Consider the following 23876-nt stretch of genomic DNA (forward strand, 5'->3'; position numbering starts at 1 on the left):
GGGTGTGGGGAGCCCCGCCGCCGTTCGGTTGAGGACCGAAGGGCCTAGTACAGGCCGTCCAGCTCGCGCAGCAGCGCGGCCTTCGGACGCGCGCCGGTGATCTGCTTCACCGGCTGGCCGCCCTTGAAGAGGATCAGGGTCGGGATCGAGATGACGTTGTACTCGGCGGCGGTCACCTGGTTGGCGTCCACGTCGAGCTTGACCACGGTCAGCTTGTCGCCGTGCTCGGCCGCGATGTCCTCCAGGACCGGGGCGACCTGGCGGCACGGGCCGCACCAGGTGGCCCAGAAGTCGACCAGTACGGGCTTCTCGCTGTCCAGGACGTCGGACTTGAACGTCGCGTCGGTGACGGTGGTGGTGGCGCCGGCCACGGGAACTCCTCGGGTTCGGACGGAGGGGGCTGCCAGGAGAACAACGGGAGGGCCGTTTCTGTTTCTGCCTGGCCGGGGCTGGGGTGTTCCACGTGGAACACCCCAGCGGGGATCGGTCGGTGGCGAGGGGGTCAGACCGCCACGGCGGCGGCCTTGGACTCCAGGTCGTCCAGCGCGGCGAGGTAGCGCTCGGCGTCCAGCGCGGCGGAGCAGCCGGTGCCGGAGGCGGTGATGGCCTGGCGGTAGGTGTGGTCCACGACGTCGCCGGCGCCGAACACGCCCTCGATGTTGGTCCGGGTCGAGGGGGACTCGACCTTGAGGTAGCCCTCGGCGTCGAGGTCCAGCTGGCCCTTGAACAGGTCCGTGCGCGGGTCGTGGCCGATCGCGATGAACAGACCGGTGACGGCCAGCTCGCGGGTCTCGCCCGTGGTGGTGTCGCGCAGGGTGACGCCGGTCAGCTTCGGGTCGCCGTGGATGGCCTCGACCGCGCTGTCCCACTCGAAGCGGATCTTCGGGTCGGCGAAGGCGCGCTCCTGCATCGCCTTCGAGGCGCGCAGGGTGTCCCGGCGGTGGATGATCGTGACGCTCTTGGCGAAGCGGGAGAGGAAGGTCGCCTCCTCCAGGGCGGTGTCGCCGCCGCCGACCACCGCGATGTCCTGGTCGCGGAAGAAGAAGCCGTCGCAGGTCGCGCACCAGGAGACACCGCGGCCGGAGAGCTTGTCCTCGTTCGGCAGGCCCAGCTTGCGGTGCTGGGAGCCGGTGGTGACGATCACGGCGCGGGCCTTGTGCACATTGCCCTCGGAGTCGGTGACGGTCTTGATGTCACCGGTGAGGTCGACCGCGACGATGTCGTCCGGGATCAGCTCGGCGCCGAAGCGCTCGGCCTGCGCCCGCATGTTGTCCATCAGCTCGGGGCCCATGATGCCGTCCCGGAAGCCCGGGAAGTTCTCGACCTCGGTGGTGTTCATCAGGGCACCACCGGCGGTGACGGCCCCCTCGAAGACCAGCGGCTTGAGGGAGGCACGGGCCGTGTAGAGCGCAGCCGTGTACCCGGCCGGGCCGGAACCGATGATGATCACGTTACGGACGTCGCTCACTGCTTCTCCTGGTTCGCATCGCGACCCGCGTTTGCTGCGGGGAGGGCGGTCCTGCTCCGCCGCCCGGGACAACGACTGACCAGTCTCTCGCATTCCCAGGCCGATCAGTACCATGCGCCCGCAGTGTGGGAGCGGCGTGGCGTCCTGGTCGTCGATCGCATGGGAACGGTCCCGCGACGGCTGGGAACGCCTGGTCAGCCCTTGGGGACGGTCCGCTGCAGCACGATCGGGCCGCAGTCGGGGGAACGCAGGTAGACCTCCACGAACCCGGGCCGGCCGGCGTCCGGGTAGACCAGGACCTCGACCGGGGCGCCCTGGAAACTGCCCCGGTCGGTGGCCAGCGGGGTGCCGGCGGCGGGGGCCGGACAGGGGGCCGGGGTGTTGAGCTCCGGCCGGATGCCCTCGGCGGGTGCCGCGGCGTCGGACTTGGCGGGTCCGGTGGCGCGCGGCCCGGGAGCGGTGCCGGAGCGGGCCAGCAGCTGCTGCACCTGGGCGGTGAGTCGGTCCTCCTGGTACACGGTGACCGGACCGGTGCTGCGGGGGGTGCGGGCGCTCTGGTCGGTGGCGGAGGTGCCCGCCGGGGCGCCCGCGGCGACCGAGGGGCGGGCGGTCGGGTCGGAGGAGTTCAGCAGCAGTGCCCCGCCGAGCCCGAGGGCGGCCAGTACGGCGGTCGCGCCGAGGAACAGACCGGCCCGCCGCCGACGCGGGCGGGGGCGGCCGGGCCCGGTGGCGGAGACGGGGCGGGACGGGGGCGCGGAGGGCGCCGCTGCGGCCCGTACGGGCGGAGCCGGGGTGACCGTCCGGCGGTCCGATCCGGCGGCCTCCTGGGGGCGGCCGGCGGCCTCGGAGCGGGCGGCCTCGGCCAGGGCGGCGTCCAGCCGGGCGGCGACGTCGACGGGCATCGGCTCGGGCTCGACGGCACCGAGCAGCGCCTGCACCTCGGCCAGCGCGTCGACGGTCTCCCGGCACTCGGCGCAGTCGTCCAGGTGCCGGCGCAGCGCCTCGGCGGTCTCGGCGGGCTCGATCAGGCCCTCGGCGAGGTCGGCGAGATCCTCGACGGAGGGGTGGGCGTCGGCGGGTTCGGGGGAGGAGAGGGGGGCGGTCGTCATCGCGTGCTCGCATCTCCTTCCAGCATCGTCCGGCCGGTGCTCGGGCCTGTCCCTGTGACGGTGCGGGGGCCCGACGGGTTCCCCGCGGTGCCCCGGCGTGACGGCGGGGCCGCGCCGGGGGCGCTCGGTGTCTCTCGTGCGGGTGTCCCGCGTCCCGGCGTTCCGCGCGCCGGTGTTCCACGTGGAACACCGGACCCGTCGTCCGCCTCGCGCAGGTGCCGGACCAGCGGCAGCAGCCGGGCCCGGCCGCGTGCGCAGCGGCTCTTCACCGTGCCCACCGGGACGCCCAGCAGCTCGGCGGCCTCGGCGACCGGGTAGCCCTGCATGTCGACCAGGACCAGTGCGGCCCGCTGCTCGGGGGGCAGCTCGGCGAGCGCCGCGGTCAGCTCGCGGTGCACCTCGGCCCGGACCACCGGGGAGTCGGCCGGTTCGGCGGAGCCGACCAGGGCGTCCAGCCGCTGGGGGTCGTCGTCCAGCGGGGTGGTGCGGCGGGTGGCGCTGCGCCGGGCGCGGTCCAGGCAGGCGTTGACCACGATCCGGTGCAGCCAGGTGGTGACCGCCGAGCGCCCCTGGAAGCCGGCGGCGGCCCGGAAGGCGGAGACCAGGGCGTCCTGGAGGGCGTCGGCGGCCTCGTCACGGTCGCCCAGAGTGCGCAGGGCGACCGCCCAGAGTCGGTCGCGGTGGCGGTTCACCAGGAGGCCGAAGGCGTCCGGGTCGCCGGCGACGTGCCGGGCGAGCAGTGTCGCGTCGTCGTCCGCCACTGTCACCCCTTGTCGCCGTCGTCCGGTGTGTGCGGGCGCGCGGTCAGCCGAAGACCTTCACCTCGTTGACCCCACCGCGATAACCACCACCCGTATCCTTCGGCAGGCTGGTCAGCCAGATCAAGAGATAACGCGTGTTCGTCGGGCTGCTCAGGGTGAAGTCGACCGTGCTGCCGCTCTGCTTGTCCAGCACGTTGTAGGCCTCGGGCTGGGCGCCCTGCGGGCTGACGGCGGCCTGGGCGTTCGGCACCCGCAGCTCAGCCGTGGTGATGCCGGTGAACTGGACGTTCACCGAGCTGACCGACTGCGCCGAGCCGAGGTCGATGAGCAGGCCGGTGCCGTCCTTGAACGGTGGCTTGGGGCCGAAGGGGTCGTTGTAGGTCTTGGTCACCCAGGCGGTGTTCGGGTCCCCGTCGAAGACCTTCGGAAGCAGCCAGAGGGACTCCGGCGAGTCGCCCCGCGGGTTGTAGGAGAAGGCTTCCTTGATCTGGATCGGCACCGGCGTGTGCGCCGTCGGCTGCGCGCTCGGCGCGGTGGTGCTGACCGAGGGCTGCGGGGTGGCAACGGTCTGACCGGGGGGGTTGCGCAGGCTGCCGACGAACTGCCAGGAGGCGACGCCGATCGCGCCCAGCGCGACCGTCCAGGCGGTGGCCTTGATCACCCGGCGCAGCCGCCGCTTGGTGCGCCGGGAGGCGGTGGGCCGGGAGGAGGGCGGCAGCGGGGCGACCGTCGTGTCGGCCACCCGGGTCGGGTTGGGCGCGGTGGGCAGGGCGTGGGTGTTGTGCCGGGGCGGGGCCTGGAAGGCGGGCAGCTCCGGTTCGGGCTGGCGGATCTTGGGCAGCCGGGCGATCGCCCGGACCAGCTCCTCCGGGGTGGTGATCGGCTCGGCGTGGTGCGGCGGGTGGTCGAACAGGGCCCGCGCGGCGAGCTCGGACAGGCCCTTGTGGACGCCCGCGCGGACCTGGTCCGGTGCGGCGTTCTGCAGGCCCTTCGGCAGCCCCTGGAGGTCGTAGCGGTCCTCGGGGTACGGCCAGCGGTGGGTGAGTGCGGCGAACAGCAGTGCGCCGATCGCACGGGTGTCGGTGCGCTGGGCGTCCTCGTCGGAGTCCTCGGCGGGCAGCCCGCGCAGCGCGGCGTCCACCGCGATGCCGTTGATCCGGTACTGGCCGCTGTCGGTGCGCAGCACGCAGCGCGGGGTGAGCCGCAGGTGGGCCTGGCCGCGGCGGTGGGCGGCGGCGACCGCGTCGGCGACCTGGCGGACCATCTGGTACGCCTCGTGCGGTTCCATCGGGCCGTCGACGAGCAGCTTGGCGAGGTCGGAGGCGCGCGGCAGCCACTCCCGCACGACGTAGACCAGCTCGCCCTCCTGGACGGCGTCCAGGACCTGTACGAAGCGCGGGTCGCCGAGCAGGGCGGCGGACTTGGCGGCGGCCAGCACCTTGCGGGCGCGCTGGTGGCCGGAGGCCATCAGGTGGACACCGACGGCCCGGCGCAGCTTCTCGTCGACGGCGCGCCAGCTGCTGAAGGTCTCGGTCTGGGAGATGCACTCCTCCAGCCGGTACCGGTGGCCGATCATGTCGCCGCTGTGCCGCATCGGCGCCGGGAGGGTGCGCGGGAGGGTGGCGGTGTCGCGCGGGTCGACCGTGGGCTGCGGGTCGGTGGGACGGCGCTTGGCGGCGGCCGGCTCCGGGGCGGGGGCGGGCTTCTTCGGGGCGGAGCCGGCGGCCAGTTCGGCGGCGATCTCCTGGACCGAGAGCGGGGCGGTGATCTCCGAGGTCTCCTCGCCGACGGAGGCCCCCGGTCGGGGCTCCGCGGGAGCGTCCGCGTCGTCGGCCGCAGGGGACTCGGCGGCCTCGAGGTCGGCCTCGTTGTCAGCCTCGAGGTCGGCCTCGGCGGCCGCCTCGTCGTCGGTCTCGTCGTCGGCCTCGGCGGCGTCCGCGGAGGGTGCGTCGGCGGAGGGGACGTCGGCGGCGTCCGCCGGGGCGGCCTTCCCGCTCCCGAGCTCGTCGATCGCCGCGGCCAGCGCGGCCTCGTCCGCCGCCGCGTCAGCTGCTGACGTGTCGACGACCGCCTTGGTGCCATCAGCCACCGTGGTCCTGCCTCCCCTTGTGTCGCCCCGGCTTGAGAGAGTCGCTGGAGCCCGCGGATTGGCCGTCCTGTGCTCCAGGACAATTGTGCCCACTCTTCTCCACCGGGTACGACCGCTGAAAGGTCCGCTCGGTTGCGTAGGGGTGGAGAGATGTGGTGCAGATCCGACACCGGGCCGCCACCTTGTGGGCCCGGGAGCGCCCGGTACGGGTGGCGGCACAGCATTCGGCCGGACGGGCGGAGGCGGTGGTCGCCCCGGTTGACGCCCGGTCAGGGCGCCCGCTCGTCCGGCCGGTTGACGCGGTGATCAGCGGCCCAGTCGGCCTCGGACCATGCCCAGCATGGCGTTCATCTCCTCGATCCGCAGACGCTTGGCGATGAACACAAACACCAGCATCTGGAGGCCGCCGCCCAGGACCACCGACAGCACGCTGCCCAGCCAGCCGGCGAGCACCTGCTGGACCGCCAGGCTGACGCCGAGGCCGACCACCGCGGCCGGGACGCAGGCGGCGGCCAGCCGGCTGTAGGTCTTGCCGATCCGCTTCGTGTCCAGCCCGCCGATCTTCTTCTTCAGCTTCGGCACCGCGACCGTCACTCCGACGGCGTAGGCGAGGCCGTAGCCGAAGGCCATTCCGGTCACGGTCCACTGCGCGGGCAGCGCGACCCAGCAGATCAGCGAGAAGCCGGCCTGGCAGGCGGCCACCCAGACGGTGTTGGAGAACGGCGTCCGGGTGTCCTCGTAGGCGTAGAAGCCGCGCAGCATCACGTACTGGGCCGAGTACGGGATCAGCCCGAGCGCGAAGGCCGAGAGCATCAGACCGACGTTGGTCGCGTTGTCCAGGGCCGTGCTGCCGCCGCCGACCGCGTAGATCGAGCGGCCGATCGCCGGGCCGAGCGCCAGGAACAGGAAGGCCGCCGGGACGACCGCCACCGCGGTGGTGCGCAGCCCGTAGGACAGGTCGTCCCGGACGGCGCCGGCGTCCTCGTCGGCCGCTGCCCGGGAGAGCCGGGGGAGCACCGCGCTCATGATCGAGACGGTGATGACGGCCTGCGGGAGCTGCCAGATCAGCAGGGCGTTGGAGAAGGCCGACAGGCCGACACCGCCGTGACCGCCCTGTTCGGCGGCGCTGCCGGCGGCGGTGGCCAGCTGGGTGATGACCAGGTAGCCGGCCTGGTTGGCGAGCACGAAGAAGAAGGTCCACTTGGCCAGCCGGGCCGCCTTGCCGAGGCCGTGGCCGCGCCAGTCGAAGCGCGGACGGAAGTGGAAGTCCGCGGCCCGCAGGTACGGGATCATCGCCAGCGACTGGACCACCAGGCCGAGCAGGGTGCCCAGGCCGAGCAGCCGGACGCCCTCCGGGGAGATGTTCTCCGGGGTGACCTGGGTGCCGTTGTAGCCGCCGTAGACCCAGATGTACGCGCCGAAGGTGAAGATCACCACGATGTTGTTGAGGACCGGGGTCCACATCATCGCGCCGAACCGGCCGCGGGCGTTCAGGATCTGGCCCATCACCACATGGACGCCCATGAAGAAGATGGTCGGCAGGCAGTACCGGGCCAGCGCCACCGTGGTGTCGGCGCGGGCCGGGTTCGACATCATCGGGTGCGCGATCAGCTGGACCAGCAGGGGCGCCCCGAGCACCGCCAGGAACACCACGCCGCCGAGTCCGACCATCACCAGGGTGAGCAGTCGGCTGGCGTAGGCGGTGCCGCCGTCCTCGTCGTTCTTCATGCTGCGCACCAGCTGCGGCACGAAGACCGCGTTCAGCGCGCCGCCGCCGATCAGGATGTACAGCAGGGTCGGCAGGGTGTTCGCCGCGTTGTACGAGTCACCCATGACCGCGATGCCGATCGCACCGGCGATCACCATCGTCCGCAGGAAGCCGGTGCCCCGGGAGACCAGGGTGCCGGCCGCCATGATCGCGCTGGAGTTCAGCAGGCTGGCGACCTTGCCGCCACCCCCGCCGGCGGCCGGGGCCGGCTCGGCGGCCTGCTCCTGCGGCTGCGCGGCGGGCTCGTCGGTGAGGTCCGCCAGCGGCTCGACCGCCGGGGGCACCGCCACGGCGGCCACCTGCATGGTGGCCTCCTCCTCGGAGAGCGGCGGGTCGAACTCGATCGGCGGCACGAAGGGGCGCTGCCCCTCCGGGCCGCCGTACTGCGGCTGCCCCGGGTAGCCGCCCGTCGGCGGGAACGGCGCGGGGGCGGCCGGCGGGACCGGCGCGGCCGGGAACGGCTCGGCCGGGGGCACGGGCGCGGTCGGCTGGGCCGGGGCGGGCTGGGGCACCGGCGGCGGGCCCGCGGGCTCCGACTGGCGGCCGCCGAACAGCGCGTCCACCCCGACGTACTCGGTGGTCTCGCTGTCCCAGGCCGAGTGCGCCGGGCCGGGCTCCCACTGCGGCTGGGGCTGCTCGGCGCCGCCCCACTGGCCGCCCGCCGGGGCCGGCGGCTGCTGCTGCGGCCAGGCGGTCTGCGCCGGGGTGTCCCAGCCGGGCTGCATCGGCGGCACCGGGGGTGAGAACGGGGTCGGCGACGAGAACTGGGCCGGCGGCACCGGGGTCGGGTAGCCGCCGCTCTGCGGCGGCAGCTGCGGCGGCACGTCGTACGCGGTGGCCGGCGGCTGCGGGGCCGCGGGCCGCCCGGTCCGAAGGCCGTACGGGTCCTGGTCGTCCTGCGGGGTCCCGTACGCGTCGCCCGCGTACGGGTCCTGGGCGTAGGTGTCGGCCACGTACCAGTCGCCGGACGGCGACTCGGCGCCCGGCCGGCTCTCACCGCGGCCAGGCGGCCGCTCCTCGCTGCGCCCGGTCATGTCACCTCTTCGCTGTCGTGGGGGGAGGCCGGCCCGGCGTTACGGGGGGTCGGCGGTATCAAGGACCAACCTTCTCATCACCGGCGGTCCGATCCCGGCCATCCGGGCTGCTGGCGCGCGGTGTCTGTGCGGGACCGTCACCGGCGGAGTCCTCCGCCGGGCCCTCCGCAGAGCCTTCCGCGGAGCCCTCCTCCGGGGCCTCCGGCTCCGCTTCGGTGGCGTCCCCGGCGCCGCCCGTCGCGGGGCCGTCCCCGATCGGCTGGTCGCCGTCCTCGTGCGGCTGCCCGCCGCGGCGCTTGCGCTGGCGGACGAAGCGCAGTGCGGCCAGCAGCAGCAGGACGCCGGCGCCGGCGAAGACGTACAGTACCCCGTTGGTCACCGAGGTGACCTCGACCCGGAACGTCTTGGCCTCGCCGTACTTCTGCGGGTTGGGGCCGGTGGTCCACAGCTGGGCGGTCATGGTGACCGGGCCGTTGTTGCGCGCCTCGGCCGGGAAGCGCAGGGTGACGCTCTGCGAGGCCGGGATGACCAGGTCCTCCGCCTTGCCCACCCACACCCTGTTCTGCTGGTTCGAGCTGAGCACCAGCCTCAGGTTGGTGACCGTCTGGGTGAGGTCGTTCTTCACGCTGACCTGCAGCAGGCCGGTGTTCCCGGCCAGGGTGACCACCTTCTTGTCCGGCACCTTGACGGCGCCGGTGAGGTCGTCCAGGTACTTCTTGACACTGTCGCGGTAGGTGCTGCCGGCCGGGCCCTGGGCCCGCCACTCGGTGGAGAGCGAGCGGACCATGGCGGCGCTGAACGGGCCGCGCACCCGCTGCGGCAGGGTGAGCACCCGCATCAGGATGTCCAGCTTCTGCTGGATCTCGTCGGTGGTGCTCAGGTCGGCGGCCGACAGCTCGGTGGCCCGGGCCTGGGTCGGGTAGTCGGCGGGCGAGGGGACGGCGGTGTTGGCCTTCGGGTCCGGTGCGGACTGGGCGAGCGTGTCCAGCTTCACCGGGGTCAGCCACTTGTCGGTCGCCGCCTGCAGCGCGCCGGCCAGCACCTTGGCGGTGGCGGCGGACAGCTCGCGCGGCGGCATGACCAGCAGTCCGCGCTGGTTCTGCGGCTGCTCGTGGGTGATCGTGTAGGTCTCGGCCAGGAAGCGCTGGGCCGCCTCGGTCTGGTCCTTGGGGCTGGTCAGGTCCTTCTGGAAGAGCGAGGAGACCGTGTCGTCGGCGACCAGGGCGTTCTGGCCGTTGCCGATCGGGCGCACCGCGGTCGGGGTGTAGTTCACCGAGTCCGGCTCCGGCATGCTCGCGCCGTTGACCAGCACCAGCCCGTCGCCCGCCTGCCGGGCGATGCCGGCGATCTGCTGGTCGAGGTAGCCCTGGTACGGCCAGGCGATGTCCGAGCGGGTGTCCACGGACAGCCGGCCCTCGACGGTCAGCCGGCCGGCGGTGGCCGCCTTGTTCAGGGCGGTGCCCATCCCGGTCAGGTCGGCGCCGTTGTGCGCGATCGAGGCGAGGTCCGGGTCGGCGTACGGCAGCGCGACCACCTGGCTGCCCTGTTTGGCGACGGCCGCGCGCAGCTTGTCCAGCCAGGCCGTGGCGGCGGCCGAGCCGGTGCCCGGGACGGTGTTGTCGTCCCTGGCCGGCTTGCCCGGATCCGTGCCCGGCTTCTGCACCCGGTACTGCTTGCTGGTCATCGCGAACGCGGCGTCCAGCAGGTCCGGGTCGACCATCCAGGTCAGGTTGGACAGCTTGGAGCCGGTGTCCACCAGCTCGTACAGCCGGCCGCCCGGCGCGAACTCGGCGGCCAGGCTGTCGTCGCGCAGCACCGGGACGGCCTGGTCGTTGTCGGAGACGGTCTGCGCGGCCAGCACCGGGGCGTGCACCAGCGGCCAGAGCGTGGTGATCTTCGTCGGCTGGGCCTCGGTGCCGCCCTGGCTGTACGGCAGGAAGCTGCGGGCGATGCCCAGGGCCCGGTCGCGCGGGTTGTCGGTGGTCGCGCCCCAGGCGTCCACCGCGAGCTCGTAGACGCCGCTGTCGGACAGCCCGAGGTCGCTCACCGCGACGCTCAGGGTGTACGGCTGGCTCTGGCCCGGGTTCAGCTCCGGCAGGGCGTACTGCGGGCTGTCCAGCTCCACGCCGTCGGCGCTGCCGGGCGCGTTGCGGGTGGCCACCAGCTGCAGCTCGCTGCGCCGCTGCAGCGGCTTGCTGGAGGCCGGCCTGCGGATCGCCGCGTGGGCGCCCTTGAGCGCCGACTTGCCGGCGTTGGTGACGTGCCCGCTGATGCTCACGGTGCCGTTCGGGGCGGCGACCTGCGGGGCCACCGTCTCGATGGTCAGCGCCACCGGGTACTCCGCGGTGGTCGTGGCGTCGGCGGCCGGGTGGATGTCGCCGCCGGTCGGCAGCGCCACGGCCGGGGCGGCCGTGAACAGGGTCAGGGCGGCCGCGCAGGCGGCGGCGAAGCGGCGGGCGCGGCGGCCCCGGCTCCGTCCGTCGGCGGCGCGTTCCGCGGGACGTTCGGCGGGGCCCGCGGCCCGTCCAGGCCGTCGGTGCGCCCCCAGGCCCGAGTGCCGTGCCGGCTCACTCACTCGCTTCGCCCTCGCCGTTCTCGATCGATCGCTCGCTGCTGATGCTGTCCGTCCGGCGCTGCCGCCGGACGTTCCCCGCTCGACGTTCTTCGCCTGACGCCGTTCGCCGCACTGCTGCCGCGGAGGGTTCCGTCGGCGGTGGCGGCACGCGACACCGCATCCCCGGTTCCGGTGCGCGAGACTCGTCCACCGGCATGGTAACGATCCAGCCTGGCGTGCAGTGTTGCGGGCTGTGGGATGAGACGCCCAAAACGCGCGGGCGGTTGACCTGTCGGGGCACGTACCCTTGTGAGCCGTGTCCACTGCCAATGAGCCCAACGCGCGCACCGATCGTTCCAGCACCGCCGTCCAGGTCGTCCCAGGCCTGAGCGAGGCCCAGACCCTGGGGCTGCAAGAGCTGCTGCGGGTGTCGCCGGTCGCCGACGAGATCGCCCGCCGCTTCCAGGCGGCCGGTCACCGGCTGGCGCTGGTCGGCGGCTCGGTGCGGGACGCGCTGCTCGGCCGGCTCGGCAACGACCTGGACTTCACCACCGACGCCCGCCCGCAGCAGGTGCTCAAGCTGGTCAAGGGCTGGGCGGACGCGGTCTGGGACGTCGGTATCGCCTTCGGCACGGTCGGCGCCCGCAAGGACACCACCGAGGGCTCCTTCCTGATCGAGATCACCACCTACCGCTCCGAGGCCTACGACCGCACCTCGCGCAAGCCCGAGGTCACCTACGGCGACACCATCGAGGAGGACCTGGTCCGCCGGGACTTCACGGTCAACGCGATGGCCGTCGACCTGCCCGGCCGCGGCTTCGTCGACCCGCACCACGGCCTGGACGACCTGGAGGCGCGGGTGCTGCGCACCCCCGCCACCCCCGAGGAGTCCTTCTCCGACGACCCGCTGCGGATGATGCGGGCCGCCCGCTTCGCCGCCCAGCTGGACTTCGACCCGGCGCCCGAGGTGGTCGCCGCGATGACGGAGATGGCCGAGCGGATCGCCATCGTTTCGGCCGAGCGGGTCCAGGCCGAGCTGAACAAGCTGCTGCTGGCCAAGCACCCGGTGAAGGGCCTGCGGCTGCTGGTCGACACCGGGCTGGCCGGGTACGTGCTGCCGGAACTGCCCGCGCTGCGGCTGGAGCGTGACGAGCACCACCGGCACAAGGACGTCTACGAGCACTCGCTGACCGTCCTGGAGCAGGCCATCGCCCTGGAGCAGGACGGCCCGGACCTCACCCTGCGGCTGGCCGCGCTGCTGCACGACATCGGCAAGCCGCGCACCCGCCGCTTCGAGCTGGACGGCCGGGTCTCCTTCCACCACCACGAGGTGGTCGGCGCCAAGATGACCCGCAAGCGGATGCGCGAGCTGAAGTACTCCAAGGAGCTCACCGAGGACGTCTCGCGCCTGGTCGAGCTGCACCTGCGCTTCCACGGCTACGGTGGCGGCGAGTGGACCGACTCCGCGGTGCGCCGCTACGTGACCGACGCCGGGCCGCTGCTGGAGCGCCTGCACAAGCTGACCCGCTCGGACTGCACCACCCGCAACCGCAAGAAGGCCGCCGCGCTGTCGCGCACCTACGACGGCCTGGAGGAGCGGATCACCGAGCTGAAGGCGAAGGAGGAGCTGGACGCCGTCCGCCCGGCGCTGGACGGCAACCAGATCATGGAGCTGCTCGGCGTCAAGCCCGGTCCGCTGGTCGGCAAGGCGTACAAGCACATGCTCGAACTGCGGCTGGAGCAGGGCCCGATGGAGCACGACGAGGCGGTCGCGGCGCTGCGGGCCTGGTGGGCCGAGCAGCAGGGCTGACGTCCGTTCACGACGCGAGGGGTGGTCCCGGCACGCGGCCGGGGCCACCCCTCGCGGTCGTACCGGCGCCGGTTACTTGAGCTGCTTGAGGCAGAGCACGTAGTCCAGGGCCGGGAGGCTGGGGTGCTTGCTGGTGTACCAGCTGTCCGCCTTCGGCTGCTTCTCGCAGACCTTCTGGTCGGAGGTGGCGAAGTACTTGTACACCACCTTGTACTGCGCCTTGGAGTCGGTGCAGGGCAGCACGCTGACCTTCGGGTGGTTGTCGGTGGTCTCGCTGGTGCCGTTCTCGTTGCGCAGGCAGTCGCCGATCTTGGCGTCGTCCGGGCCGTCCGTCGAGTCGGTCGGGGTGGGCGTGGTGACCGGCGGCAGGGTGATGCTCGGCAGCGGCGGCAGGGTGAAGGTCGGCGAGGGGAAGGTCGGCGGGGTGTAGGTGGGCATCGGCAGCGGCGTCGGCGAGAAGGTGATCGGCGCCGGCGTCGGTCCCGGGTTCGCGTTGTTGTTGTCGTCCTTCGGGCCGAGCACGCCGGTGGCGGCCAGGATCACGGTGACGACCAGGGAGACCGGCAGCAGCAGCATCGCCATGTGCGGCCGCCGGCCCAGCGGGACGCCCGGGTCGAGCTGCGGCCCGTGGGTGCCCGGCATCGGCGGGGGCAGCCGCTTGATCCGGCCGTTGGCGCCGAGGTTCAGCAGCAGCGTGATCGGTGCCAGGATCAGCGACGCCGGGCTCCACCAGCCCTGGACCAGGGTCCGGGCGGACATGTCGCGCACGGTGGCCGTCCCGCAGGTGCGGCAGAACGGGCCGTGCATCCGCAGCATCCGGTAGGCCAGGACCAGGCCCTGGTGGCCGCGGACGGTGGCGCTCACCGCCGGGTAGCCGCCGCAGAAGCGGCAGGTCTGGCCGTCCATCGGGGCCGGCGGCGGGTACCCGTAGCCGTAGCCGGGCGGCTGGGCGTCGTACGGCGGCTCCGGCGGCGGGGCGCTCGGGTAGCCGTACCCGGGCGGGCCCGCGGCCGGCGGGGGCGGCGCGCCGTACGGGCTGCCGCCGGAGTACGGGTTGCCGTCGCCCGGCGGTGGGCCGAACGGCATCTGGGGCGGAGGCGGAACGGACAAGTGGTCCCCCCGGAGAAGGGTGGTGGTTGACGAGTTCAGGACTTCTTCACCGGCGGGTAGCCGGTGGTGCTGGGTGCGGTGGGGGCCAGCGAACCGAGGCAGAGCACGTACCGCTTGGTGTTCCAGCGGCGGCCGGTCTTGCCGTAGACGGTGCGGGTGGTCTGCGGCGTCTGCTGGCAGCGGTTCACGTCGGTGGTGCCGGTGAATTTCGCCAGCACCTTGTAATTCGCCTTGGAGTCACTGCACTTGACGATTTCGACATTGCTGTAGCCGCTCACCCGGACGCAGTCGCCGACCTTGGCGCTGCTGACGCTGGGGCCGGCCACGAAGTAGGCCACGGCCAGCCCGGCGGCGCAGACGGCCCCAACGGCGATCCGCACTTTGGACCGGAGGCCGCGTTTGGCGGGGGGCGTCTGGGGAGCGGGGGCGGGCTGTGTCTGCGGGTACGGCTGCGGCTGCCCGTAGGGAGCCTGGGCGTACGGCTGCTGGGCGTAGGGCTGTTGCCCGTACGGTGCCTGACCGTACGGTGCCTGACCGTACGGGGGCTGGGCGTACGGCGCCTGTCCGTAGGCCGGCGGGGGCGGCCCGAAGCCGACCGGGGATGCCGGCGTGGGTGGTGGCGGCCCGTACGGGCCGGGCGGTGTGCTCATCAGTTCGTCCCCCGAGACCAAGTGCTGTCGCTCCGACAGGTCTACGTACCCTAGCGACTGGGTCGGACGCAATCCGTCCGGAGTCCACAAGGGGTTTCGGGACCAGGCGGTTTCCATTCCGGGACAGCGCGGTTTCGGACATCGCGCTTGCCGGGCCCGGTGGTTCGCCGCACCGAGGCCTTCGGCGGCGCGGTTTCAGGAGTGCCGGTCGCCGGGCAGCGGACCGGAGCGGCGGGCGGCCCGCAGGTAGAGCACCGCGGTGAGCGCGTACACCGCCGCGACCCCGACGACCACCCCGACCGACCGGCCGGAGAGCGGCAGCACCAGGGCGGTGACCATGGCGGCGGCCACGAAGGCGACGTTGAACAGCACGTCGTAGATGGCGAAGACCCGGCCGCGGTACTCGTCCGCGACCGACTCCTGGACCACGGTGTCGGCGCAGATCTTGGTTCCCTGGGTGACCACCCCGAGCAGCAGCGCGGCGATCAGGCAGGGCACCGGGGCGAAGAACAGGCCCAGCGCGGGGACGAAGACGACGGGGGCGAGCAGGCAGGCCGTCATCCAGCCGGCCAGGCCCAGCCGCCGGGTGCACCAGGGGCTGACCACGGCGGCGACGAAGAACCCGGCGGCCGACAAGCCGACCGCCTGGCCGAGGGTGGCCAGCCCGGCCGCGCTGTCGGCCGGGTCGTTGAAGGTGTACCGGGCGAGCATCACCACGACCACGATCAGCACGCCGTAGCAGAACCGGGCCGCGGTGACGGCGGCCAGTGCGTGCACGGCGCTCCGGCAGTCCCGCCGCAGGTGGCGCAGGGCGGCGCCGAGCTCGACGGCAGCCCGCACCAGCGCCTGGCTGAGCGCCGGGTGGTCGTCGTGCTTCTCCGGGCCGAGCAGATCGCGGTCCATCCGGCGGGCGGCCAGCGCGGCCGACAGGTAGAGCAGCGAGGCGACCGTGACCAGCGCGGCGTCCGCCCGCGGCCCGGGGGTCATCACCTGGTGCAGCAGGAAGCCGATGCCCCCGCCCGAGGCGGCGGCGACCGTCCCGAGCGTGGGGGACAGGGCGTTGGCGGTGACCAGGTGGTCCTGCTCCACCACCCGGGGCAGGGCCGCGGACAGGCCGGCCAGGATGAACCGGTTGAGCGCGGTGACCAGCAGCGCGGAGGCGAAGAACAGCCAGGTCGGGGCCTGGACCAGGAGCAGCGCGCCGGTGCCCAGGCCCAGCCCGAAGCGGGCCAGGTTGCCGAAGTAGAGCACCTGGCGGCGGCGCCAGCGGTCCAGCAGCACCCCGGCGAACGGGCCGATCACTGAGAACGGCAGCAGCATCACGGCCAGCACCGAGGCGATGTCGGCGGGGGAGGACTGCTTCTCGGGGGAGAAGACCACGTAGGCGGCGAGCGAGACCTGGAAGACGCCGTCCGAGAGCTGGGAGAGCACCCGGGCGGTGAGCAGCCGTCGGAAGTCCCGGCCGCGGAGCAGACCGAGGAGCGTGGCACGGTGCGCGGACTGGTGTGTGCTGCCGTTCTCGGTGATCGCCACCCGCCCAGGGTGCCATGGAACCGGGCACCGTTTCACGTGAAACATTGGCCGCGAAACGGTGAAGGACCCACGATCCGGTGATCGTGGGCCCTTCCGGAGAGCTATGAGCGACTACGAGTCGTCAGCTCAGTGCTCAGCGCTCGACCTCGCCGCGGATGAACTTCTCGACGTTCTCCTTGGCCTCGTCGTCGAAGTACTGGACCGGCGGGGACTTCATGAAGTACGAGGAGGCCGACAGGATCGGGCCGCCGATGCCGCGGTCCTTGGCGATCTTCGCGGCGCGCACGGCGTCGATGATGACACCGGCGGAGTTCGGGGAGTCCCAGACCTCGAGCTTGTACTCCAGGTTCAGCGGGACGTCACCGAACGCGCGACCCTCCAGGCGGACGTACGCCCACTTGCGGTCGTCCAGCCAGGCCACGTAGTCCGAGGGACCGATGTGGACGTTCTTGGCGCCCAGCTCGCGGTCGCGGATCTGTGAGGTGACGGCCTGGGTCTTGGAGATCTTCTTGGACTCCAGGCGCTCGCGCTCGAGCATGTTCTTGAAGTCCATGTTGCCGCCGACGTTCAGCTGCATGGTGCGCTCGAGGATGACACCGCGGTCCTCGAACAGCTTGGCCATCACGCGGTGCGTGATGGTGGCGCCGACCTGGGACTTGATGTCGTCACCGACGATCGGCACGCCGGCCTCGGTGAACTTGTCCGCCCACTCCTTGGTGCCCGCGATGAACACCGGCAGGGCGTTCACGAAGGCGACCTTGGCGTCGATGGCGCACTGGGCGTAGAACTTGGCCGCCTGCTCGGAACCGACGGGCAGGTAGCAGACCAGGACGTCGACCTGCTTGTCCTTGAGGACCTGGACGACGTCGACCGGGGCCTCGTCCGACTCCTCGATGGTCTCCAGGTAGTACTTGCCCAGGCCGTCGAGGGTGTGGCCGCGCTGGACGGTCACGCCGGTCGGCGGCACGTCGCAGATCTTGATGGTGTTGTTCTCGCTGTTGCCGATGGCGTCGGCCAGGTCGAAGCCGACCTTCTTGGCGTCGACGTCGAACGCGGCGACGAACTCCACGTCACGGACGTGGTAGTCACCGAACTGGACGTGCATCAGCCCGGGGACCTTGCCGGCCGGGTCGGCGTCCTTGTAGTACTCGACACCCTGCACCAGCGAGGCGGCGCAGTTGCCCACGCCGACGATGGCTACGCGAACCGAACCCATTTCCGGTTGCTCCCTGTGATCTCATGAGGACCGCCGAGGTCGGCGGTACTCGTCCTGCTTCTTCGATGACTGCTTGTCCGGGCGCGAGGCGCCCTCTCCTGCCGCGTGGCACAGGGCTGACGCGGTGTCAGCGCTCCTGGGCGGAGCGCCCCGGGCGGTCGTACGGTGGCCCGGACGGGTCCGGGGACCCGGTCTCCTGGCCACGGCCGTCCGAAGTCTGGTGGGGTCCGGCGGCGGTGCCGCCGGTGGCGGGCCCGGTCCGGCCGGTGCGGTTGGCCCGCTCGGTCTCGATCAGCTCGTTGAGCCACCGGACCTCGCGTTCCACCGACTCCAGTCCGTGCCGCTGGAGTTCGACGGTGTAGTCGTCGAACCGTTCGCGGGCCCGGGCCAGCGAGCTGCGCATCCGCTCCAGGCGCTCCTCCAGCCGGCTCCGGCGACCTTCCAGGACGCGCATCCGGACCGCCCGGTCGGTCTGGCCGAAGAACGCGAAGTGGACGCCGAACCGCTCGTCCTCCCACGCGTCGGGGCCGGAGTCGGCGAGCAGCTCCTCGAAGCGCTGCTTGCCCTCGGGGGAGAGCCGGTAGACGATCTTCGACCGCTTGCCGTTGAGCGCGGTGGCCGGGACGTACTCGACGTCCGGGTTGTCCTCGACCAGGAAACCCTGGGCGACCAGGCTCTTCAGGCACGGGTAGAGCGTTCCGTAGGAGAGCGCCCGCAGCGCTCCGAGCAGGATGTTGAGCCGCTTGCGCAGTTCGTAGCCGTGCATCGGGGCGTCATGGAGCAGGCCGAGAACGGCGAACTCCAGCACTCCTGAGCGCCTGCCCACTGCCGTCGTCCTCCTCCCTCTCGACCTTCGTCCCGGCCGCTGCATCCGACGGTATACCGCTTCGATGTATCGGCTCGATATATCGAGAACAGTAAACCCGGCCCTCGGAACGGGCAAGGGGGGCACGCGTGAATGTGATCACAAGCCGACGCGCGGGTGGGGTTGGCAACGGGCGTGTAATGATCTGTCGCCGTTTTGCGGTAATTGACGGCTGATGCCCGATTAGTTGCCATTTCGTGCTGCGTACGCTGTCGCGTGTGCACGAGGACCAACCTCCGGGGTTAGGGCGGTCCGGGCATCGGACGTGAACCCTGCCTTCAGGCTGGACAGGCCTGGCGAGGAGTGGCTGGAACATGAGCGAGCGACGGCGAAGGACGCCCAACCCGGGCGGTGACGGGCAGCAGCCCCCGGGAGGCGGTGGCCGTCGGGGTGGACCCGGTCCCGACGAGCTGAGCTCGGAAGGGCTCGGCCGTCGACGCCCGCCCGGCGTCCGGGAGACCGCTCAGCAGCCCCGGATGGGCCGTGCCGAGATGCGCAAGGCCGCGCAGAAGAAGGGCAAGGGGGGCGGCCGACGGGATGCCGCCGCCGCTTCCGCCGCCGCGGCCGCCGGCCCCGGCAAGAAGCGCTTCATCGACTACCCCCGGTGGGGCAAGACCGGCGTCCGGCGTTGGCTGCCGTCCTGGAAGCAGTGGCTGAGCGCCTTCCTGCTCTTCTTCGCCACCGGCGTGGGCATCGTGTTCTACCTCTACCAGACCACGACGGTCCCGCAGCTCAAGGACCTGGTGAAGGAGCAGAACACGATCTACTACTGGGCCGACGGCAGTGAGATGACCCGCAAGGGCGACACCAACCGCCAGATCGTCGAGCTCAGCGACATCAGCCCCAACCTGCAGAACGCCGTCATCTCGGCGGAGAACGAGACCTTCCGCACCGACAGCGGCATCGACCCCAAGGGCATGCTGCGCGCCGTCTACAACATGGCGAAGGGCGGGGAGACCCAGGGTGCCTCGACGATCACCCAGCAGTACGTCAAGAACGCCTACCTGAGCCAGGAGCAGACCCTCAGCCGCAAGCTGAAGGAGTTCTTCATCACGCTGAAGATCAATCAGCAGACGAGCAAGGACGACATCCTCAAGGGCTACCTCAACACCAGCTGGTTCGGCCGCAACGCCAACGGCGCGCAGGCCGCCGCCCAGGCGTACTACGGCGTCAACGCCAAGGACCTGAACCTCTGCCAGAGCGCGATGCTGGCCGGACTGCTGAAGGGCGCGAACTACTACGACCCCTCCAAGCCCGCCAACCACGACCGTGCCGTGGATCGCTGGAAGTGGATCCTGGACCGGATGGTGATCACCCACAACACCACCCCGGAGGAGCGGGCCAAGTGCACCACGTTCCCCGAGCCGATCCAGCAGAAGCCCAGCTCCAACATGAACGGTGAGATCAGCTACCTGGTCGACACCGTCAACCAGTACGTGATGTCCACCGACAAGTCGATCACCCAGCAGATGATCGACAAGGGCGGCCTGAAGATCTACACCACCTTCGAGAAGGACAAGGTCGACGCCCTGAAGAAGGCGGTCGACGACGTCAAGGCGGAGAACCTCAACCCGCAGAAGCGGCCCGACAACGACACCTTCATCCAGTTCGGCGCGGCCAGCATCCGCCCCGGCGACGGTGCGATGGTCGCCATCTACGGCGGTGACGGCGTGGAGAACGGCCACTTCGACAACAACGCCAACGCGACGGGCGTCCAGGTCGGTTCGACCTTCAAGCCCTTCGTGCTGGCCACCGCGATGCAGGTCGGCGTGCAGACCGCGAAGGGCGACGACGGCAAGCCGAAGCGGATCAACGCGGACAGCCGCTACCTCTCCGACGACCTGTCCGAGATCCGCAAGCCGGACGGTTCGCTGGTGATCGGCGACGACGGCAAGCCCTACCGGCAGAAGAACGAGGACGCCGGCAAGCGCGGCTACGTCTCGCTGCGCCAGGCCATGCAGTTCTCGTACAACGTGCCCTTCGTCCAGCTGAACCAGGACGTCGGCGGCCAGAACGTGGCCGACATCGCGGTGCAGATGGGCATCAAGAAGGACAGCCTGGCCGACCCGAAGACCCCGACCTTCCCGCTCGGCACCTCCACCATCAGCCCGATCCGGATGGCCACCGCCTACGGCACCCTCGCGGCCAGCGGCAAGGAGGCCGAGCCCTACTCGGCCACCAAGGTCGAGGTGGACGGCAAGGAGCGCCCGGGCTTCGGCAAGAAGGACACCAAGGTCGCCCTGGAGCCGGCCGTCGCCGACAACGTCACCGACGTGCTGGTGAACGTGGCGAAGAACGGTACCGGCACCAAGACCAACACGCTGGGCCGCCCGGTGGCCGGCAAGACCGGTACCACCGACCAGAACAAGTCGGCCTGGTGGGTCGGCTACACCCCGCAGCTGGTGACCAGCGTCGCGATGTGGCGCGAGGACCCGAACAAGCACGACCGGCTCTCGCTGAACGGCACCGGCGGCAAGGAGTCCATCCACGGTGGTGACATCCCGACGGACGTCTTCACCCGGTACATGAAGGCCGCGCTGGCCAACGAGAAGAAGATGGACTTCCCGAACCCGCAGCCGGTCGGCACCGAGGTGGACTCCTCCGGTGCGCCGTCCACGGCCACGGCCACGCCGACCCAGACCCCGACCCAGACCGCGACGGAGACCCCGTCGGCCCCGGCGCAGCCGACCCAGGCGCAGCCGACCCAGCCGCAGCCGCCGCAGCCCACCCAGGGCGGGGGCTGTGTGCCGGGTGTGGACTGCCAGCCGACCCAGACCCCGACCCACCAGCCGAAGCCGCCGACGCCCACCTGCGGCCTGTTGGGCTGCACGACACCGACGCCGACCGACACCAACCCGCCGGGTGGCGGCAGCGGTGGCGGCAGTGGCAAGCCGACCGGCGGTGGCAAGCCGACTCCGAGCAGTACGACCACCCCGTAGGGCGCGGCTGGTCGGTGAGACGCCGAAACGGCGGTGGCGGTCCTCCTCGGAGGGCCGCCACCGCCGTTTCGTCACCTTTCGCCGTCCGCGCCCCCTGCGTACCACCCGTACCGCCGGGGCCACCGCGGGGTCCTCCTCGTCCCGGCGCCTGCGGTGCGGCAGGATGTCCGGCATGACGTCGAGCGATCGTGACGAAACCGCGGGCCCGCACGGGCCCGGCGCCGCCGCAGGGCCCACCCCGGCAGCCGTCGCCACGGCCGCGCCGCCGGCCAACACCGTGGTCGTCCCGGCCGACGAGGACCGGGTGGCGGCGGCCGGCAGCGAGGTGTTCGGCGGCCCGCCCGGCCGCCGGGCGCTGCTCGGTGTCTCCTGGTGGATCCCGGCGCGCTTCCTGGCGCTGGTGGTGATCGTGGTCTCGGCGCTCGGCATGGTGCACAACCTGCCCTGCTACCAGCAGGCCTGGTTCCAGCCGGGCTCGCCGCAGTACATCCACGCCTGCTACAGCGACATCCCGCACCTGTTCTCCGGTCGCGGCTTCGCGGCCGGGCTGCACCCGTACGTGGACCGCATCCCGGGCAGCTCGGGGGACCTCCAGTACCTCGAGTACCCGGTGCTGACCGGTCTGTTCATGCAGGTCGCGGCCTGGCTGACGCCCGGCGGCGGCGACCAGCAGAGCCAGGAGCAGTGGTTCTGGGCGATCAACGCCGGGATGCTGATGGCCTGCGCGGTGGTCGCCGTGGTGGCGCTCTCGCGCACCCACCGCCGCCGCCCCTGGGACGCCCTGCTGTTCGGGCTCTCGCCCGTCCTGCTGCTGAACGGCACGGTCAACTGGGACCTGCTCGCGGTCGCCCTGGCCGCCGTGGCGATGGCCTGGTGGGCGCGCTCCCGGCCGGGCTGGGCCGGGGTGTTCATCGGCCTGGCGACCGCCGCCAAGCTCTACCCGCTGCTGCTGATCGGCCCGCTGCTGGTGCTCTGCTGGCGGGCCGGGAAGTGGCGCGAGTTCCGGGTGATGCTGGGCGGCGCGGTGGGCGCCTGGCTGGTGGTCAACCTGCCGATCATGCTGGCCAACTGGCAGGGCTGGTCGACCTTCTACGTCTTCAGCAAGCACCGCGGCGAGGACTACGGCTCGTTCTGGCTGATCCTGATGCAGAACCGCGGCGTCGGGCTGGCCGACCTCGACCTCTACATCGGGGTGCTGATGCTGCTGGGCTGCGCGGCCATAGCGTGGCTGGGCCTCTCGGCGCCCCGCCGGCCGCGCCTCGCGCAGCTGGCCTTCCTGGTGGTCGCGCTGTTCGTGCTGGTCAACAAGGTGTACTCGCCGCAGTACGCGCTCTGGCTGCTGCCGCTCGCGGCGCTGGCCCGGCCGCGCTGGCGGGACATCCTGATCTGGCAGGCCTGCGAGGTGCTGTACACCCTGGGGATCTGGTCCCACCTGGGCTTCGTGACCGGGCCCAAGCAGCACGGGATCGGCGAGCCCTGGTACCACTTCGCGATCGTGCTGCACCTGCTCGGCACGCTCTACCTGGGCGTGCTGGTGGTCCGCGACGCCCTGCACGCGGACCGCGACCCGGTCCGCTGGGACGGCAGCGACGACCCCTCCGGCGGGGTGCTCGACCGTGCCCCGGACGTGTTCGTGCTGGGCGCCGCCCGGCGGCTGCACGAGGAGGAGAGCTACGCCGCCTACGCGCCGACCGGCTCCGAACAGTGGCTCAAGGAGCCCGGACTGCCGGAGCCGGTCGAGAAGCCGTAAGACCGTGAACGACCTGAAGGGCCGCGAACGAGCCGTAAGACCGCGAGCGAGCCGAAGGGCCGCGCCGGTGCCGAAAGGGAGAAGCGACCAGCGAGGCACGAGCGCCGGAGCGCCGACCGTCGGCACCGGGTCGGAGCGGCCCGGAGGCGAGCCGAGCCCCAAAAAGGGGCGTGTGCTCAGCGGTCCACCACGCGGTCGAAGTGCGTGGTGGTGTGCCGGACCTGGAGGCCCAGCTCCTCGCCGATCGCGGGGGGCGCGGTCTCCCCGTCCAGGAACAGCAGCGAGACCTGCATGTGCGGCGGCTCGGCGAACCAGAGCTGCTTGCCGGCCCAGTGGAACGGCGACTTGGTCTTGTTGACGGTCGCCAGACCGGCCCGGGCGATGCCCTTGGCGCGCGCACCCATGCTCGCCACGTACTTGGGCGCCTCCAGGCCGATGCCGTGCGCGGTGCCGCCGGCGACCACCAGGATGTGGCCGTCGGAGGGCGCCGGGTGCTGGCGGTAGCCGTAGCGGTCGCCCTTCTTCAGCGGGGTGACGTCCAGCACCGTGGCCCGGACCTCCAGCGCGGCGTGGTCGCCCAGCCAGAGCCGGGTGCCGATCCGGGCCCGGAAGACGGTGCCCGGGTAACGCTGGGTCAGCTGGTCCATGCCGGCCGCGCCGAGGTGGCTGACGAAGACGGTGTGCACCGGGATGCCGGCCGCCTTGGCGGTGTCCACCCAGTACGCGACCTCCTCGATCGGGCTGGAGCCGTCCGGCCGGTCCATCGGCAGGTGCAGCGCCAGGCCCTCGAAGGAGACCCCGTCCAGCTCGCCGGCCACCGTCCGCAGGTCGGCCGCGCTCACGCCGTGCCGGCGCATGGTGGTCATGCACTCCAGCACCACTCGGGCGCCGTGCAGCGCGCGCAGCGCGTCCACGCTGGCCACCGTCCGGATCACCCGGGCGTGCGGCAGCGGGAGCACCTCCTCGCCGATCCGGTACGGGGTGAGCACCAGCAGCTCGCCGCCGTACCACTCGGCGGCGTCGGCCGCCTCGTAGGCGGTGCCGACGGCCAGCACCCCGGTGCCGAGCAGCGTCGCCTCCTCGGCCAGCCGGTGGTTGCCGAGGCCGTAGCCGTTCCCCTTGGCGACCGGCACCAGGCCGGGGAACTCGGCCAGCACGGACCGCTGGTGGGTCCGCCAGCGTTCGGTGTCGAGGTAGAGCGACAGCGTCATCGGGGCAGC

At 72.1% G+C, this 23876-nt stretch carries 16 protein-coding genes; 3 read left to right on the forward strand and 13 right to left on the reverse strand.

Annotated elements, in window-relative coordinates; all coding sequences use genetic code 11:
- Positions 1 to 44: 44 nt before the first annotated feature.
- The 7 genes from trxA to ACFVWU_RS00035 form a co-directional block, all read right to left on the reverse strand.
- A complete protein-coding gene (gene trxA / locus ACFVWU_RS00005; protein ID WP_387613241.1) occupies positions 45 to 371 on the reverse strand; it encodes a thioredoxin in 327 nt (108 codons plus the stop codon).
- Between the two features lie 131 nt (positions 372 to 502).
- Complete coding sequence (gene trxB / locus ACFVWU_RS00010) at positions 503 to 1468, reverse strand: thioredoxin-disulfide reductase (protein ID WP_380608871.1); 966 nt, start codon at positions 1466 to 1468, stop codon at positions 503 to 505.
- A gap of 194 nt (positions 1469 to 1662) precedes the next feature.
- Positions 1663 to 2577 carry an anti-sigma factor family protein gene (locus tag ACFVWU_RS00015; RefSeq protein ID WP_387613243.1) on the reverse strand — a complete coding sequence of 305 codons (915 nt, stop codon included), beginning with the start codon at positions 2575 to 2577 and terminating at the stop codon, positions 1663 to 1665.
- A complete protein-coding gene (gene sigM, locus ACFVWU_RS00020) occupies positions 2574 to 3344 on the reverse strand; it encodes an RNA polymerase sigma factor SigM (RefSeq protein WP_387613245.1) in 771 nt (256 codons plus the stop codon). The genes ACFVWU_RS00015 and sigM overlap by 4 nt, the downstream gene beginning before the upstream one ends.
- A 37-nt stretch (positions 3345 to 3381) precedes the next feature.
- Positions 3382 to 5427, reverse strand: a complete 2046-nt coding sequence (locus tag ACFVWU_RS00025) for a serine/threonine protein kinase (protein WP_387613248.1) — start codon at positions 5425 to 5427, stop codon at positions 3382 to 3384.
- Between the two features lie 306 nt (positions 5428 to 5733).
- Positions 5734 to 8229 carry a murein biosynthesis integral membrane protein MurJ gene (gene murJ / locus ACFVWU_RS00030; protein WP_387613251.1) on the reverse strand — a complete coding sequence of 832 codons (2496 nt, stop codon included), beginning with the start codon at positions 8227 to 8229 and terminating at the stop codon, positions 5734 to 5736.
- 58 nt (positions 8230 to 8287) lie between these two features.
- Positions 8288 to 10804: a DUF6049 family protein gene (locus ACFVWU_RS00035; RefSeq protein ID WP_387613254.1), complete on the reverse strand. Its 2517-nt coding sequence runs from the start codon at positions 10802 to 10804 to the stop codon at positions 8288 to 8290.
- A gap of 364 nt (positions 10805 to 11168) precedes the next feature.
- On the opposite strand from ACFVWU_RS00035, the gene ACFVWU_RS00040 reads away from it, so the two are divergent.
- Positions 11169 to 12593, forward strand: a complete 1425-nt coding sequence (locus tag ACFVWU_RS00040) for a CCA tRNA nucleotidyltransferase (protein WP_387613684.1) — start codon at positions 11169 to 11171, stop codon at positions 12591 to 12593.
- Between the two features lie 72 nt (positions 12594 to 12665).
- Here ACFVWU_RS00040 and ACFVWU_RS00045 read toward each other — a convergent pair whose 3' ends face one another.
- The 5 genes from ACFVWU_RS00045 to ACFVWU_RS00065 form a co-directional block, all read right to left on the reverse strand.
- The gene (locus ACFVWU_RS00045) at positions 12666 to 13703 is read right to left on the reverse strand and encodes a hypothetical protein (RefSeq protein ID WP_387613257.1); all 1038 of its coding nucleotides are present in this window, start codon (positions 13701 to 13703) and stop codon (positions 12666 to 12668) included.
- Between the two features lie 35 nt (positions 13704 to 13738).
- Positions 13739 to 14353: a hypothetical protein gene (locus tag ACFVWU_RS00050; RefSeq protein ID WP_387613260.1), complete on the reverse strand. Its 615-nt coding sequence runs from the start codon at positions 14351 to 14353 to the stop codon at positions 13739 to 13741.
- A gap of 195 nt (positions 14354 to 14548) precedes the next feature.
- A complete protein-coding gene (locus ACFVWU_RS00055) occupies positions 14549 to 15886 on the reverse strand; it encodes an MFS transporter (RefSeq protein ID WP_387613263.1) in 1338 nt (445 codons plus the stop codon).
- Between the two features lie 133 nt (positions 15887 to 16019).
- Positions 16020 to 17102 carry an inositol-3-phosphate synthase gene (locus ACFVWU_RS00060; protein WP_387613266.1) on the reverse strand — a complete coding sequence of 361 codons (1083 nt, stop codon included), beginning with the start codon at positions 17100 to 17102 and terminating at the stop codon, positions 16020 to 16022.
- Between the two features lie 127 nt (positions 17103 to 17229).
- Positions 17230 to 17928 (reverse strand): helix-turn-helix transcriptional regulator, encoded by a 699-nt coding sequence (locus ACFVWU_RS00065; RefSeq protein ID WP_387613269.1) that lies wholly within the window; start codon positions 17926 to 17928, stop codon positions 17230 to 17232.
- Between the two features lie 515 nt (positions 17929 to 18443).
- On the opposite strand from ACFVWU_RS00065, the gene ACFVWU_RS00070 reads away from it, so the two are divergent.
- Positions 18444 to 20906, forward strand: coding sequence for a transglycosylase domain-containing protein (locus ACFVWU_RS00070; protein WP_387613272.1), 2463 nt, complete (start codon positions 18444 to 18446; stop codon positions 20904 to 20906).
- 172 nt (positions 20907 to 21078) lie between these two features.
- Positions 21079 to 22656 carry a glycosyltransferase family 87 protein gene (locus tag ACFVWU_RS00075; protein ID WP_387613275.1) on the forward strand — a complete coding sequence of 526 codons (1578 nt, stop codon included), beginning with the start codon at positions 21079 to 21081 and terminating at the stop codon, positions 22654 to 22656.
- Between the two features lie 176 nt (positions 22657 to 22832).
- Here ACFVWU_RS00075 and ACFVWU_RS00080 read toward each other — a convergent pair whose 3' ends face one another.
- A complete protein-coding gene (locus ACFVWU_RS00080; protein WP_387613277.1) occupies positions 22833 to 23867 on the reverse strand; it encodes an alanine racemase in 1035 nt (344 codons plus the stop codon).
- Between the last annotated feature and the right edge of the window lie 9 nt (positions 23868 to 23876).

The organism is Kitasatospora sp. NPDC058190 (assembly GCF_042883685.1).
Lineage (GTDB): Bacteria > Actinomycetota > Actinomycetes > Streptomycetales > Streptomycetaceae > Kitasatospora.